The following is a 15,589-nucleotide window of genomic DNA, read 5'->3' on the forward strand; positions in this document are numbered from 1 at the left end:
TCAGGCGGGGACGATCTTCGTCGTGGTGGTCCGGGCGGGCGCGGCCGTCATCGGGTCGACGTACTCGGCTCCGTGGCTGTGGTACTTGGTCCGGTAGGCGTCGTCGATCCGGGCGTTGACGGCAGGGTCGGGCTCGTCGACGAAGGCGACGTCCCGGTCGACGCCCGCCGCCCGGATGTGGCCCTCGTGGCGGGTCTTCGTAGCCCGGTACCAGCGGCCTTCGGGACCCCGGTAGGACCTGACGTACAGGTCGTCGCCGCTACGGACGACCCAGATCGTGGTCGGCTCGCGCAGCGAGCCGTCGCGTCGCCGGGCGGCGATGTCCAGCTCGTCGGCGGCGCCGATGCGGTCGAGTTCCTTGGCGGTCCAGGTCGTGGTCATCGGATGCTTCCTTCCCGATGCCGGACGCCTGCCGTGGTCGAACGGCCGGCGCGCGGCGTTCCCGGCCCCCATTCTACGAGCGTGGCGGCTTGGCCGTGGCAGGTCTTGCGCGGCGCGTGGTTGTCCCGGACCATCTGGGGATTGGACACGGCAGCAACGGGGAGGCATGTATGAATGGCACGGTGCGGCACCAACCGAGGGTCGCCTTCGACGCGGCCCGGGTGCTGGTCGGCGTGGCGGCCGGTGACGCCGGCCTGTTCGCCTGGTACACCGAACAGCTGGTGGCCCTGCTCGGGCCGTCCGGCCGGCGCGACCTGTCGGCCACCCGCAAGGAGCTCACGACCTCGTCGCGCGAGAACACGCGCGACGTCGAAGGGGGCAAGTGGCGGGCCGGTTTCGAGGACCTGCTGCGCACCCGGCCGGAGGTCACCGAGAGCCTGCACCAGCTGACGCTGTCGGCTCAGGTGCGGCTTCCGCACGCCGGCTGACACCGGCCGGCACGCATCCGGGCCGGTGACCGGCTCGGATGCGCAGGTCGCGGTGCTGCCGCGGCGCTTGCCGGCGGTCGCTCAGAGGACGGTGCGCATCGCCCTCTTGCGGGCCGCGCGCCGCCGCCGGTACGTCCTGCCCAGGGCGGCGAGCCCGACCGCGGCCCCGAACACGATCGGCGCGACCACGACGATGGCCACCGGCCAGGCATCGGTCCCGTCGCTGTCGGTGAAGTACTCGTCATAGACGCCGTAGACCACCGCGGCGGGCACGGTGACGGCCAGTCCGCTGGTCAGGACGCTCAGGTCCCAGCGGCCCGCGGCGAGTGCGACGATCGCCAGCGCTATCGGCTGCCAGACGGTCTGCCACGTCTGGACATGCTGGTCAGCGGCGATCAGCGCCTCCGGCAGGAGCGGCACGGGCCATGGCGTGCACACGACCGCCACGGCACTGGCGGCGAGCGCGACGACGGTCGCCTTCAACCCCTCGGGCAGAGCCACGGACACCACTCCTGTGAAGATCTTGGGTCGGCATTCTCGCACTCTTCCGCCACATCGTGGGGAGTGTTCCACGGCGGTGTGACGCATCCGGCTCCGGCGGCGTCAGCAGTCGGACGAACCGGCGATCAGCAGACCGCTCGCAGCCTAATGCGTGACCCTCCGTGATGGACACGACGGTCGATCGCTGGAATCCGCGCCTTTCACGTCGGTACCGAAACTTTCGGGGGCACTGACCGGGGAAGGCGGCGGTTCACGGCCATGTTGTCGTCAGCCCGGGGAGAAACGTTTCCGGAATTTCCTTGAAACCTTCCCTTGAAAACGCCGAAACGTTGTGGGAGCGTGTCCATCGATATACGTGAGCGCATCCAGCGGCAAGGAGGAGCCCGCATGCGAACTGTCCCAGGGAGAAGATCGGCGATCGCGATCGCCGCGTCCGTCATCCAGCCGGCAGCGAGAGCTCTGGCGACCGGCGGTCGTTCGACGATCCGTTCGACGGCCGTCGCACTGGCGGTGACGGCACTCGCGGTCGCCGGCGCGGTCACGGTGCTGACGACGACCGCGCCCGCCGAGGCCGCGCTGGTGGCGGCCGTCGAGGACGAGGGCGCCGACTGCCCTGTGACGCTGCCCGGCTCGCTGACCGCCAACAGCAGGCTCCCCGACCCGTTCCGGCGGATCGACGGCACCCGCATCAGCGCCAAGTCCGACTGGCGGTGCCGCCGGGAGGAGACCAAGAAGCTGGCGGAGCGGTACGTCTACGGCGAGAAGCCCGCGAAACCGGCGAGCGTCACCGGGACCGTCTCCAGCACGAACATCACGGTGAACGTGTCGCACAACGGACGCAGTTCCAGCTTCTCCGCCAGCGTCCAGCTGCCCAGCGGCTCGGGGCCGTTCCCGGCCGTCGTCGTGCTCGGCGGGTTCGGCGCGGACACGGCCGCGATCCGGGCAGCCGGCGCCGCCGTCATCAACTACGACCCCTACGCGGTCGGCCGGGAGGGCACGCCGCGCAACAACAAGCAGGGCGCGTTCTACACCATCTACGGCGCCACCAGCACTACGGGCCTGCTGATGGCCTGGTCCTGGGGCGTGAGCCGGATCATCGACGTCGTCGCGCAGTCGGGCGGCACCATCCTCAAGGCCGACGCGATGGGCGTGACGGGCTGCTCGCGGTTCGGCAAGGGCGCGTTCGTCGTCGGCGCGTTCGACCAGCGCATCGCGCTGACCATGCCGATCGAGTCGGGCAGCGCCGGCGTGCCCATCTTCCGGGGCATTCCCGGGGAGGGCGCACAGAGCCTGAGCAGCGCGTACGGCGAGCAGCCATGGCTGGGCGACGCGTTCGGCTCCTTCACAGGCAACCCGAACAACCTGCCCGTCGACACGCACCAGATGGTCGCCATGGTCGCGCCCCGCGGCCTGTTCATCATGGACAACCCGCACATCGTCAACCTCGGCCCCAAGTCCGCCAGCGTCGCGGCGCTGGGCGGAGCCGAGGTCTACAAGGCGCTGGGCGCGGGGGAGAACATCACCTACTGGTCCGACATCCAGAACGGCAGCCACTGCGCCAACCGGCCCGAGTGGAGCACCCCGCTGCAGCAGAACATCCAGAAGTTCCTCCTCAAGACGGGCAACGCACCCGGCGCGATCAGGATCTCCAGCCGGGCCGCCGGGAACCTCGCCGAGTGGCGGGACTGGCAGACGCCCACGCTGTCCGACGGCCCCAGCACCCCGCCGTCGCCCAGCACTCCGCCGTCCCCGAGCACCCCGCCCTCACCCAGCACGCCGCCCTCGCCGAGCACCCCGCCGTCGCCCAGCGTGTCACCGCCCCCGACCGGGTCGGGCTGCTCGGCCACCGGAACAGTGCAGACGCAGTGGGCGACCGGGTACGTCATCCAGCCGGTCACCGTCACGAACAACGGCACGTCGACCGTCAACGGCTGGACGCTGACGTTCACCCTGCCCGCCGGGCATGCCGTCACCGGCTCGTGGAACGCGACCGTCACGACCAGCGGCCAGACCGTGACCGCCCGGAACGTGAGCTTCAACGGCACGATCCCGCCGGGCGGCTCGGTGGCCAACTTCGGCTACCAGGTCAGCCGGCCCAGCGGCAACACCCAGGTGCCGGCCGGATACACCTGCACCGCGTCGTAGCCCGCACGCGACCCGACGCCGCCCCGGACCACATCCTCGGTCCGGGGCGGCGCTCTATCCGGCCGGCCGCGGATCGATGTGGAACTTCGGTCCGGGTCCCGCCCCGGGGAGACGCTCGCCCGCGAGCACCGCGCCGACCTGGTCGAGCCCGACGGTGGCGGCGACCAGCGGCCGCGGATCGACCTGGCCGGCGGCGTACGCGGCGATCGTGGCGGCGAGTCCGGGCGAGGCCGACAGCACCCCGACGGCGGTGACGTCCTTGAGCGCCAACCGCCTGGTGTCGATGTGGCTGGGGCTGCCCGCCAGGCCGATGTAGACGACACGGCCGGCCGGTTCGACGAGGTCGAGTGCCCTGGCCGGCAGGTAGGCGGCGTTGGTGGCGTCGACGACCGCGTCGAAGGGCAGGTCGGGCAGGTCCGGCTCGGTCCAGGCGTGGCCGAAGCCGAGGGTGCGGGCGAAGGCGAGTGATTCGGCGGTGCCGCCCAGCAGGTGCACCTCGGCGCCGGCGGCGCGGGCGAACATCGCGGTGAGCAGGCCGATGGTGCCGGGGCCGAGGACGAGCACCCGGTCGCCCGGCGCCAGGTTCGCGGCCTGAGCCGCGCGCAGGGCGTTGCCGCCCGGCTCGACCAGCGCCCCGAGCACCGGGTCGACGCCGTCGGGCAGCTCGTGCAGGGAGGTGGCCGGCACGGCGATCTGCTCGGCCAGTGCGCCCGGTCGGCCGCCGCGGATGCCGACCTCCTGCCGTCCCGCGCACACGTGCTGGTGCCCGCGCAGGCAGCGGCGGCAGGTGCCGTCGCCGAGCATCGTGTCGCCCATGACCCGCCGACCGAGCCAGGCCGGGTCCACGCCGCCGCCGACGGCGCGCACGACCCCGGCCCACTCGTGGCCCAGCCGCATCGGGAACCGCGCCTGCCCGTCATGCAGGTACGCCATCTCGCCGGTGAAGAACTCGACGTCGGTGCCGCACACCCCGACCCGCTCGACGTCCACGACGACCTCGCCGACACCGGCCTGCGGCGCGGGGACCTCCCGCACCGAGCACTCGCCGGGCGCGGTCACCACGGCCGCGCGCATGGTCCGGCCGCTCAACGCGCGCCGCGATCGCTCGTCGCCATGGCTTCCTCCCGCTCCCGCAACAGGGTAGCGGGGCGGACGTGCCGTGAACGAGCGATCACCAGGCGGGTGAACAACCGCCGACCGGTGTTCGCCGGGCAGCGCGACGGGTGGCGGCTCGCGGGCACGGCAGCGGCCGCTCCTAGGATGTCCCTGCCTATTGGACATTCGAGCGGCCGGCAGCGGCGGCGGTGGGAGGAACCTCAGTGGTTCGGCTGGGAGTGCGGCGACGCGCACGCGTCTGGTTCGACGGCACGATGGACCGCGGCGCCGCCGCCCTCATCGGCTGGCTGGGCCTGGCGTCACTGGTCCTCGTCAGTGTCGTGACCGGACTCGCGGCGCTGTTCGCGCCGAAGGAGACCTACGCCGACGGCGGCTGGGCGAACGTGCTGTGGCGCAGCGTGCTGCGCACCCTGGACCCGGGCACCATGGGCGGCGACGGCGGCGGGCCCGTCTACCTCGGGCTCATGCTCGTCGTCACCATCGGCGGCATCTTCCTCGTCAGCTCGCTGATCGGCGTGCTCACCACCGGCCTCAACGACGCCATCACCAACCTGCGCAAGGGCCGCTCGCCGGTGATCGCCCAGGGCCACATCGTGGTGCTGGGCTGGTCCGACCAGGTCTTCACGGTCGTCAGCGAGCTCGCCGCGGCCAACCGCGGCTCGCGCCGCAGCAGCGTGGTGGTGCTCGCCGACCGGGACAAGGTCGAGATGGAGGACCAGATCCGCGCCCGGGTCGGCGACACCGGCCGCACCCGGGTGGTGTGCCGGTCCGGCAGCCCGCTCAAGCGTACCGACCTCGACCTGGTCAGCCTCGACACCGCGCGGGCGGTGATGGTGCTGTCGCCGGCCGGCGACGACCCCGACATCGACGTCATCAAGGTGCTGCTGCTGCTCAACAACCGGCCCTGGCCCGCGGTGCGGCCGCACGTGGTCGCCGCCGTGCAGGAGTCGGCGAACGTCGCCGCGGCGAAGCTGGCCGCAGGGCGGCACGCGCTGATCGTCGACGCCGACGACATCGCCGTACGCATGGTCGTGCAGTCGCACCGGCAGTCGGGCCTGTCGACGGTCTGCACCGACCTGCTCGACTTCGCCGGCAACGAGATCTACATCCGGGCCGAGCCGTCGCTGGCCGGCCGCGTGTACGGCGAGGTGCTCGGCGCGTTCGAGGCGGGCGCGCCGATCGGGCTGCGCCGCGCCGACGGGACGATCGCGGTCAACCCGCCGATGGACACCGTCCTGGCCGAGAACGACGAGGTCATCCTCATCGCCGAGGACGACCTGCTGATCGAGGTTGCCGCCGAACCGGCCCGGGTGCACGGCGACGCGATCGTGCTGGTGCCCGACAGCAAGCGCGCGCCGGACCGGACGCTGATGGTCGGCTGGAACTCCCGCGCGGATCGGGTGGTGGACCTGCTGGACCGCTTCGCCGAACCGGGCTCCGTGCTCGACGTCGCCGCCCCGCTCGCGCCGGAGGAGGCGCTGGCGGCGCAGCGGGCCAACGTGACCGTCGGGCACAAGCGCTGCCAGCCCACCAGCCGCCGTGACCTGGAGGCCATGGAGCTGGGCGGGTACCAGAACATCATCGTGCTGTCCGACGACTCCGCCGAGCCCGACCACGCCGACGACCGCACCCTGGTGACGTTGCTGCACCTGCGCGACATCGAGGTCAACCTGGGCGAGCCGTACTCGATCGTGACCGAGATGAACGACGACGGCAACCGCGAGGTCGCCCAGGTCACCAAGGCCGACGACTTCGTGGTCTCGGCACGGCTGATCAGCCTGCTGATGACGCAGCTGGCCGAGAACCGGCACCTGTACGAGGTGTTCGCCGACCTGTTCGACGCCTCCGGGGCGGAGATCCACCTCAAGCCGGCCGGTGACTACGTGCAGCCCGGCGCGGAGGTCACCTTCGCCACGGTGGTGGAGTCGGCCCGGCGGCGCGGCGAGTCGGCGATCGGCTTCCGCCGCCGCGACGACGCCGACCAGCCCCCGTTCTACGGCGTCGTGCTCAACCCGCGCCGGTCCCGGCTCGTGCGGCTGGACGCGGGCGACAGCGTCATCGTGATCGCCACGGACTGACCGCGGATCGAGGGCCGGGCGGCCTCAGCCGTCCCGGCCCGGTTTCCGCGGTGGCAGCAGGACCAGGGCGTGGTTCTTCGGGCCGCGGAAGGCCAGCTCCACGTGCTCGACCCGGCCGCCCAGCGCCCGGTGATGGGCGGTGATGGCGTTCATCAGCTCGTCGCGGCCGAGTTTGCGGTCGCGGTCCCAGAAGTTGCAGCAGGGCACGACGAGCACGGGGCGGACCCGGGCCGAGTCCACGACCTCGCGCAGCGCCTCGTCCGGGTGCAGGCCCACGATCAGGTCGTAGTAGTCGGCGAGCGTGGCCAGGTAGGGCTCGGCGCGGGCGGGCACGCCCTTGAGCGTCCAGCCACGCGGGTCCACGACCTCGGCCTCCAGGCCGAACCGCTTGCGCAGCAGCCGGGTCAGCATGCCCTGGCCGCCCGCCACGTCGGCGACGTAGCGGGCCTGCGGGAACCGGCTGGTGACGTACTCGGCGAGCACGTCGAAGCGGGTCTCGTCGCCATGGAAGCGGTGCCGGGTCATGGGGACAGTCTCCCGGTCACCCGGCGAGTGCCGCGTAGCGGCCACCGACCTCGATGAGCCGGCGGTGCGAGCCCGACTCGAGGATGCGGCCGTGGTCGAGCACGGCGATCTGGTCGGCGTCGCGCACGGTGGACATCCGGTGCGCGATGGTGATCGTGGTACGCCCGCGGGTCAGTTCGTCGAGCGCCCGCTGCACGGCCCGCTCGGTCTGCGTGTCCAGAGCGCTGGTCGCCTCGTCGAGCACCAGGATGCGCGGGTCGCGCAGCAGCGTACGGGCGATCGCCAGCCGCTGCTTCTCGCCGCCGGAGAACCGGTGCCCGCGCGAGCCGACGACGGTGTCGTAGCCGTCGGGCAGCCCGGCGATCAGGTCGTGGATCTGTGCGCCGCGGGCGGCCTGCTCGATCTCGGCGTCGGTGGCGTCCGGTTTGACGTAGCGCAGGTTCTCCCTGATCGTCGTGTGCAGCAGGTACGTCTCCTGGCTGACCACGCCGACGATGCGCGCGACGTCGGCCAGCCGCAGGTCGCGCAGGTCCACGCCGTCGATCGTGATGCGCCCGGCGGACGGGTCGTGGAGCCGGGCGATCAGCGACGCGATGGTGCTCTTGCCCGATCCGGTCTCGCCGACCAGGGCCAGCGAGGTGCCCGCGGGAACGTCGAGGCTGACGCCCGCCACGGCGGCGGTCCCGCTGCCCGGGTAGGCGAAGGTGACGTCCTCCAGGCGCAGGTGGCCGGTGACCCGGGCCGGGTCGAGGTCGACCGGGTGCGCCGGGTCGTCGACGTCGACGGGCAGGTCCAGGTATTCGAAGATGCGGGCGAACAGGGCCAGCGAGCTGGTCAGCGATACGCCGACGTTGAGCAGGCCCATCAGCGGCCGGAACAGGTTGGCCTGCAGCGCGGTGAAGGCGACCAGGGTGCCGATGCTCAGCGTGCCGGCGGTCGCGGGCAGGCCCGCGCTGAGGTAGATGACGGCGGGGATGGCCGCGAAGACGATGCTCATCGAGGCCATCCGCCAGCGGCCGGCCAGCTCCGAGCGCAGCTCCAGGTCGATGAGGCGGGCCGAGGAGGCCGCGAAACGCGCGACGAGCGCGGGGCCGGTGCCGGTGGTCTTGCTCAGCTGCACGCCGCTGATCGACAGGCCCTCGTCGATGGTGACGTTGAGGTCGGCCAGCTCGTGCTGGCGCTGCGCGGTGATCGTACGGCGCATGCGGGCGACGCGGCGGGTCAGGTAGACGGCCGGGGGCACCACGACCAGGGAGACCAGCGACAGCTGCCAGGACAGCGCGGCCATGGCCACGGCGGTGGCGACGGTGGTGGTGAGGTTCGAGGCGACGGAGGTGGCGGTGGAGGTGACCACGGCCTGCATACCGCCGATGTCGTTGGTGATGCGGGACTGCACCTCGCCGGTGCGGGTGCGGGTGAAGAAGGCGATCGACTGCCGATGCAGGTGCGTGAAGACGTCCGTGCGCAGCCGGTGCATGACCTGCTGGCCGACGGTGGTGGAGAGCCAGGTCTGCACGACGCCCAGCGCGGAGGTCAGCGCGGCGACGGCGACCATGCCGAGCACCAGCCAGATCAGCAGGGTCAGGTCGGCGTGGGGGAGCGCGACGTCGATGACCTCGCGCAGCAGGAACGGCGAGGCCATGGCGATCACGGACGAGGCCACGATGATCGCGGTGACGGCGGCGAGCTGCCAGCGGTGGGCGGTGAACAGGCCGCCGATGCGGCGCAGCGAGACCTCGCGGGCCTGCGCCTTCTCCTCGGCGGTGACGGTGTGCGGGCCGCCGCGGCGGCCTTGTCGTTCCATGAGCGGGCTGTCCAAGGGGTGGGTCCTTCCGTGGGTGGATGCTGAGGTTACCTCAACATGAGGTTCCAACAGCAACCACTGGTACGGTATTCCCGTGGACGAGCACGAGGAGACGGGCCTGTCGGAGGCCTTCTGGGCGGTCGCCCGCCGCCTGCGGCACCTCACCAAGGATGCGCTGGCCCCCTGGCAGATCACGCCGTCCCAGTCGCGGGCCCTGAATGTGCTGGGCCGTCAGGAGGCACTGCGCCTCAACGAGCTCGCCGAGCAGCTGCGCATCGCCCCTCGCTCGGCCACCGAGGTCGTCGACGACCTGCAGGCCCGCGGCCTCGTCGAACGCCGCGCCGACCCGGCGGACCGCCGGGCGACGCTGGTGGCGCTGACCGGTCCCGGCCGCGACACCGCCCAGGCCATCGAAGCCGCCCGCCGCGCCGAGGCCGACCGGTTCTTCAGCGCCCTCGACCCGGACGATCGCGCCCAGCTCGGTCGTATCCTGCACAAACTCACCTGACCCAGGTGCACGGTCCGACTGTCGTTGCGTGAGCGGCGCACAGGCTGCGCTGCCACCGTCAGGCAGGTGCGTCGGCCGCCGGGATCTCCTGCGCCGGGCGAGGCACATAGCGAACATCGGTTTCGGACAGCGGGTTCAGAAAAGCCCGGAACATCATGAGGGGATGCCAGCCCTGAGGGGCGGAGTCGAAGGCCGCCACCGCGTCGCGCAGGCCGCCGTTGTCGAGGGCGATCGACAGAGTGCCTTCGCTCTGCTCGACGGTGGACCGGTCGTCGAGGTACCGCCCAGACGAAGCGCCGCACCAGCAGCTACGCGGCTCCGGCCGCATGAGGATCACATCGCCGCAGGAGCGGCAAACCATGAGTTTCATGATCGCGCATGGTAGCCGGAACCGTCCGAATCAGGCCACGGGAATATCGCCGTGTACGTGGCACCGCAACGGTTTCGGCCTGCTCGGCGACCGACGGGTGAGATGCGGCCGGTCCGTCGGCGCGGCAGGCGACGAGGAAGCCGGTCGGTGTGCCATCGTCTGGCGCGCCGACCGGCTTCCGGGCCGTTCCGGTGTTACGCGGCGGCGAGGCCGCGCTCGATCGCCGCGATGATCTGCGGGCGCATCTCCGCGGCGCTGATGATGGCGTCGACGGAGCCGACCTGGACGGCGCGCTGGATGCTGTGCACGCCGTCGAACTCGGCGGCGACCTCGCTCAGCTTCTCCGCCCGGACCGAGGCCCGCACGTCGAGCAGCTGCCCGACCAGGGCCGCCTTCTCGCCGCCGGTCGCGGCGACGATGCGGGTCTCCAGGTCGACCACCCGCGGGTCCTTGGCGGTACGGGCGTTGACGTCACCCGCGAACACCACGGCCGCGGCCGGCGCGCCGCCGAGCACCGAGGCGAACGAGCCCTCCAGTGCCAGCACCGTCATGTTCGGGTTGAGCGCCTTGGAGAACACCACGAACGCGCCGCCGTGGTAGCGGGAGATCACGCAGAACACGATCGGGCCGCGGAAGTTGACGATCGCCCGGCCGATCTCCGCGCCGTACTCCAGCTGCAGCTTGCGCATCGACTCCGGTGAGCCGTCGAACCCGGACAGGTTCGCCAGCACGACGAGCGGCCGGTTGCCGCTCGCGGCGTTGATGGCCCGCGCCGCCTTCTTCGACGACTGCGGGAACAGCGTGCCCGCCGTGTACGTGTCGGGGCCGTCGGTGGGCGGGAAGCCGCGCCGCGGCACCGAGCGGGACTCGATGCCCAGCAGGCACACCGGGATGCCGCCCAGGTGCACGTCCTGCACGACGGTCGTCTCGGCGTCGGCCATGCCCGCCCAGCGCTCCAGGATCGCGTGGTCCTGGTCCGCGAGGGCCCGCATCAGCGTGCGGATGTCGAACGGCTTCTTGCGGTCGGGGTTGTGCTCCTTGGAGAAGATCTGCCCGACGGTCGTGAAGTCGCTGTCCGGCACCGCGTGCGGGAACGGCGAGATGTCCCGGTCGGCCGGGTCGGTGGTGGCCGCCCGGCGCGGGCCGGCCTCGCCCGGCGCGATGTAGGTGTGCTCGTGGTGGGCCATCAGCACGCCCTGGGCGGTCCGCAGGTCCGGGGCCCAGTACTGGGCCTGGCCGTTGGGGCCCATCACCCGGTCGTAGCCGCCGATGCCGAAGTTGTCCTCGGCCGACACGCCACCGGAGAAGTCCAGCGACTGCTTGCCGGTCAGCACCATCGCCGAGTCCGGGGTCATCACCAGGATGCCCTTGGTGTGCATCAGCATGGTGGCCTCGGCGTTCCAGTACGGCTGCGCGCCGACCGTGATGCCCGCGACCACGATGTTGATCTCGCCGCCGTCCTGGGTGAACTCGACGATGCGCTTGAGCGCCGCGGCCACCCAGTCCATGTTCTCGGTGCCCGAGTCCATCGAGATCCGGGCGCCCGCCGACAGCGCGAACCAGTCGAGCGGCACCTGCATCCGCTCGGCCAGGTTCAGCGCCGCGATGATCCGCGCGCACTCCGGCTCCGACAGCGCGCCCAGCGCCTTGGTCGGGTCGCCGAGCAGCACCACCCGGGTGACGCCCTCGGGGTAGCGCTCGGTCGGCGTGCTGACCACACCGGCCACGATGCCCGCCTTGTTGCGCCCCTTGGGCCGCTCCACCGCGACCAGCTCACCGGTGTCGTCCAGGTCGTACTCGGTGAAGCTGCCCTCGCGGCCGGCCAGCAGGCCGGTCAGCTCGTACGGGTAGGTGGTGCCGCGGCGGCGGGCCGACAGCACCTTCTGCCGGTAGTCGTCCAGCGGCTCGATCGGCTCGGTCGTCGGCGCGGTGACCGACATGCGCATGCCCTGGTCGAAGGACACCTCGACCGCGACGTCGCCCATCTCGCCGGTGACCTGGTCACGCTGGCGGCCCAGGACGAGCACCTGCTCCAGGCCCGCCCCGGCGGTGCGCGGCAGCACGCGCTGGATGACCGTGTTCAGGTCCTCCATGGTCAGCTCGCTGTTCGGCCAGACGTACAGCGTGATGCGGTTGGTGTCGAGGCGCTTCTTGGCCGGTCGCCGCGCCTGGACCTTGCGGATCGCGTCGAGGCAGCCGTCGAGCATGCCCTCCAGGGCCGGCAGGGCCAGCACCCGGCCGTCGGCGTCGCGCAGCGGGGTCAGGTCGCGGACCTGCGCCATCGCCGCCAGCCGCTCGTCGGCCGGGTTGTCCGGCGCGACGCAGCGGAAGAGGTAGACCTCTTCGTCGATCGACGGCAGGCGGGTCAGGTCGAAGTTGCGCAGCCGCGGCAGCTGCAGGCGCTCGGCGATCTGCGGGTGCAGCCCGCGGATGACCCGGTCCTCGCCCTGTCCCGGCCGGAACGTGAAGTGGTGGTGCATCGCGGCGCCGGTCGGCCCGGCCACCGACACGGTGACCCGCTGGAGCACGTCCAGCAGGCCGGCGCGGTCGAGCACCTCGCGCAGCGTGCCGGCCATGGTGTCCGCGTCGGGCTGGTCGGCCCAGGTCAGGTACACGTCGGCGAAGGACGCGCCGTCGGTCAGCCCGGCGGTCTTCGCCAGGGCCGCGGGCAGGTCGGCGTAGTCCGTCGCCGTCGAGATCAGCCGGAACCGCTCGCCGTCGCGGTCGTACGCGGCGGTGAAGAACGGGTGCCCGTCGAGCTCGACGCAGTTCACCTCGCTGATGCCGCGGTTGCCGTAGTAGCGGCGGCTGAGCACCTCCAGCATCGGCCCGTTGTCGGCGTTCGGCCGGCCGATGCGCTGCGCGAGCAGCCGCACCAGCGGCTCCGGCGAGGCGACCATCTTCGCGATGCGCTCGTCGCGGTCGGCGGCGGCCGGGTCGCGGTCGAGCTGGCGCAGGTGGTCGCGGACCTCGTTGTAGACCTCGGCGCGCTTGCGGCGCAGCATCGGCTGGGCCGCCCAGCGGAACACGATGCTGCGGGCGAGGTCGCCGACGACCGGGTAGCGGACCTGGGTGGCCCAGATCAGGTGCTCCAGCGCCTGGCCGACCGCGTCGCGCTGCGCCTCGGCGGGGATCGGCTCGGTCAGCCACTGCTGCAGCAGCGACACGATGACCGCGACGTCGGCCGAGGAGCGCTGCTGCGCCAGGAAGATCCGGAAGACGGCCTCTTCCAGCTGGGGCGTACGGTCGAAGCCGTCGACGCCGTAGTGCGCGAGCACCCGGCCCAGCCGCTGCCGGAACGCGTCCGGCAGCCCGGCTCGGTCGACGTCCAGGCTCTGCAGGTACGCGTGGAAGAACTCGCGCGGGCTGTGCACCCGGGTGTCGGCGTGGGTCTCCTCGCCGGCCGGCCGGTTGCGGCTCAGTTCGGACAGGTCGGCGAACACCTGCAGCAGCTCGGTCTCGCCCTCGATCGGCACGCGGCCCAACTCGGCCCGCCCGGCCAGGTACGTCGACAGCGCCCGGCGCTCGTCGCGCGGGTCGAGGTCGTAACCGAGCAGCAGGCTGCGCAGGTCGGCCAGGCCGCGCGCGACCCGGGCCTCGGCGGTCAGGCCGTCCGGCTCGGGCGGCAGCTCCAGGTCCACGGTCTCGGTCGTGGCGGCCTCGGCCGCGCTGTCGTCGCCGACCGGCTCCAGGCGCATCAGCGGCGCGCCGGACTCGACCTGGCTGCCGACCGTCACCGCGATCTCGCGCACCTTCGACCTGACCGGCGCGCGCAGCACCGTCTCCATCTTCATGCTCTCGAGCACGAGCACCGGCGCGCCGGCCTCGACCTCGTCGCCGACCTGCAGCGGGGTTGCGACCACCAGCGCCGGGGCGGGGGAGCGCAGCACGCCGCCCTCGTCGCGGCTGACCCGGTGCGTGACGCCGTCGACCTCGACCAGGTGGATCGGGCCGTGCGTGTCGGTGACCAGCCGGAAGCGGCGGCCGTTGACCAGGACCCGGCCGGTGTGCTCGTCGAAGCGCTCCAGCTCGACGTCCACGGTCGGGGCCTCGCCGATGCCGACCCGGAAGCGGTGCGGCCCGATCTGCGCGACCGAGACCCGGTAGGCGGCGCCGCGCAGCTTGAGGTCGATGGGGCGGCCGCTCTTGTGCTGCACCTGCGGGCGTCCGCCGTGCGCGGTGGACAGCAGCCGCTGCTGCTCGACGAGCGCCTCGTCCTCGTACGCCTCGATCGCGGCGGCGGCCAGCGCGATGCCGGAGTGCTTGGCCGAGACCAGGCGGCCCTGCGCGCGGACCCGGTCGATCCAGCCGGTGTCGGCGCTGCCGTCGATCACCTCGGGCTGGTCGAGCAGGTCGAGCAGGAAGCTCTTGTTGGTCGCGCCGCCCTCGATGATGACGGTGGTGTCGGCGACCGCACGGCGCAGCCGGCCGAGCGCCTCCTCGCGGGTACGCCCGAACGCGATGATCTTGGCGATCATCGAGTCGAAGTCGGCCGGGATGACGTCGCCCTCGCTGACGCCGGTGTCCACCCGCACGCCGGGGCCGGCGGGCAGGGTCAGCCGCTCGATGCGGCCCGGGGACGGGGCGAAGTCGCGGTCGGGGTCCTCGGCGTTGAGCCGGGCCTCCACCGCGTGGCCCGTCTCGGTCGGGACCAGGTCGCCCAGCCGGCCGCCCGAGGCGACGTGGATCTGTGCCTTGACCAGGTCGAAGTCGGTGGTCGCCTCGGTGATCGGGTGCTCGACCTGCAGCCGGGTGTTGACCTCCAGGAAGGCGAAGAGCTTCTCGCCCGGGTGGTACAGGAACTCCACCGTGCCCGCGCCGCGGTAGTTGACCGCCAGCGCCAGCCGCTCGGCGGCCGCTTTGACCTCGGCGACCTGCTCGGGGGCGAGCACCGGCGAGGCGGACTCCTCGATGACCTTCTGGTTGCGCCGCTGCACGGAGCAGTCGCGCACGCCCAGCGCCCACGCGGTGCCCTGGCCGTCGGCGATGACCTGGACCTCGACGTGCCGGGCGCCGGTGACCAGGCGCTCCAGGAACACGATGCCGCTGCCGAAGGCGCGCTTGGCCTCCAGGCTGGTGCGCTCGTACGCGTCGGCCAGCTCCTCGTCGCTGCGCACCACGCGGATGCCGCGCCCGCCGCCGCCGGCGGTGGCCTTGAGCATCAGCGGGTAGCCGATCTCGGCCGCCGAGCGGGTGGCCGCCTCCAGGCTCTCCACCGCGCCGCGGCTCCACGGCGCGACCGGGACGCCGACCTCCTCGGCGATCAGCTTCGAGCCGATCTTGTCACCGAGCTTGCGCATCGCCTCGGCGCTCGGGCCGATGAAGGTGACGCCGATCTTCTCGCACAGCTCGGCGAACGCCGGGTCCTCGGCGACGAAGCCCCAGCCCACCCACGCGGCGTCGGCCTGCATCTCGACCAGGGCGCGCTCCAGCACGGCGTGGTCGAGGTAGGGGCGCGCGGACGCTGGGCCGAGGCAGTAGCTGTCGTCGGCCTCGCGGACGAAGGTGGCGGTGCGTTCCGCTTCGGTGTAGAGCGCGATGGTCTCGATCGGCGGGGCGCCGGACTCTGCGTTGATCTCGCGGACGGCGTGGATCAGCCGCATGGCGGCCTCACCCCGGTTGACGATGGCGATGCGATTGAACACCGAGTAAGCCTTCCAAAGAACCGAACGA

Annotated in this window: 11 protein-coding genes; 4 read left to right on the plus strand and 7 right to left on the minus strand. The window is 72.2% G+C overall.

Going from position 1 to position 15,589, the window contains the following annotated elements; all coding sequences use genetic code 11:
• The gene (locus Cco03nite_RS24795) at positions 1–381 is read right to left on the minus strand and encodes a DUF2255 family protein (protein WP_203694598.1); all 381 of its coding nucleotides are present in this window, start codon (positions 379–381) and stop codon (positions 1–3) included.
• Between the two features lie 170 nt (positions 382–551).
• Here Cco03nite_RS24795 and Cco03nite_RS24800 point away from each other — a divergent pair, with 170 nt between their 5' ends.
• On the plus strand, positions 552–869 hold the full coding sequence (locus tag Cco03nite_RS24800) for a hypothetical protein (RefSeq protein WP_203694599.1): 318 nt from the start codon (positions 552–554) through the stop codon (positions 867–869).
• Positions 870–950: 81 nt separating this feature from the next.
• On the opposite strand, the gene Cco03nite_RS24805 is transcribed toward Cco03nite_RS24800, so the two are convergent.
• The gene (locus Cco03nite_RS24805; RefSeq protein ID WP_203694600.1) at positions 951–1,370 is read right to left on the minus strand and encodes a hypothetical protein; all 420 of its coding nucleotides are present in this window, start codon (positions 1,368–1,370) and stop codon (positions 951–953) included.
• Positions 1,371–1,757: 387 nt separating this feature from the next.
• On the opposite strand from Cco03nite_RS24805, the gene Cco03nite_RS24810 reads away from it, so the two are divergent.
• Positions 1,758–3,515, plus strand: a complete 1,758-nt coding sequence (locus tag Cco03nite_RS24810; protein WP_203694601.1) for a glucuronyl esterase domain-containing protein — start codon at positions 1,758–1,760, stop codon at positions 3,513–3,515.
• Between the two features lie 54 nt (positions 3,516–3,569).
• Here the strand turns inward: Cco03nite_RS24810 and Cco03nite_RS24815 are convergent, their stop codons facing one another.
• Positions 3,570–4,589 (minus strand): zinc-dependent alcohol dehydrogenase, encoded by a 1,020-nt coding sequence (locus tag Cco03nite_RS24815; RefSeq protein ID WP_203694602.1) that lies wholly within the window; start codon positions 4,587–4,589, stop codon positions 3,570–3,572.
• Positions 4,590–4,834: 245 nt separating this feature from the next.
• On the opposite strand from Cco03nite_RS24815, the gene Cco03nite_RS24820 reads away from it, so the two are divergent.
• Positions 4,835–6,709, plus strand: coding sequence for a CASTOR/POLLUX-related putative ion channel (locus Cco03nite_RS24820; RefSeq protein ID WP_203694603.1), 1,875 nt, complete (start codon positions 4,835–4,837; stop codon positions 6,707–6,709).
• Between the two features lie 24 nt (positions 6,710–6,733).
• Here the strand turns inward: Cco03nite_RS24820 and Cco03nite_RS24825 are convergent, their stop codons facing one another.
• Both Cco03nite_RS24825 and Cco03nite_RS24830 read right to left on the minus strand, forming a co-directional pair.
• Entirely contained in the window at positions 6,734–7,234 is a 501-nt protein-coding gene (locus Cco03nite_RS24825; protein ID WP_203694604.1) for a class I SAM-dependent methyltransferase, read from the minus strand.
• 16 nt (positions 7,235–7,250) lie between these two features.
• Positions 7,251–9,038, minus strand: coding sequence for an ABC transporter ATP-binding protein (locus Cco03nite_RS24830; protein ID WP_203694629.1), 1,788 nt, complete (start codon positions 9,036–9,038; stop codon positions 7,251–7,253).
• A 94-nt stretch (positions 9,039–9,132) separates the two neighbouring features.
• On the opposite strand from Cco03nite_RS24830, the gene Cco03nite_RS24835 reads away from it, so the two are divergent.
• Complete coding sequence (locus Cco03nite_RS24835) at positions 9,133–9,546, plus strand: MarR family winged helix-turn-helix transcriptional regulator (protein ID WP_203694605.1); 414 nt, start codon at positions 9,133–9,135, stop codon at positions 9,544–9,546.
• A gap of 58 nt (positions 9,547–9,604) precedes the next feature.
• Here the strand turns inward: Cco03nite_RS24835 and Cco03nite_RS24840 are convergent, their stop codons facing one another.
• Together Cco03nite_RS24840 and Cco03nite_RS24845 are read right to left on the minus strand one after the other, a co-directional pair.
• Complete coding sequence (locus Cco03nite_RS24840; RefSeq protein ID WP_203694606.1) at positions 9,605–9,916, minus strand: hypothetical protein; 312 nt, start codon at positions 9,914–9,916, stop codon at positions 9,605–9,607.
• A gap of 194 nt (positions 9,917–10,110) precedes the next feature.
• Positions 10,111–15,561: an ATP-binding protein gene (locus tag Cco03nite_RS24845; protein ID WP_203694607.1), complete on the minus strand. Its 5,451-nt coding sequence runs from the start codon at positions 15,559–15,561 to the stop codon at positions 10,111–10,113.
• Positions 15,562–15,589: the final 28 nt, after the last annotated feature.

The sequence above is a fragment of the Catellatospora coxensis genome, assembly GCF_016862635.1.
GTDB lineage: Bacteria > Actinomycetota > Actinomycetes > Mycobacteriales > Micromonosporaceae > Catellatospora > Catellatospora coxensis.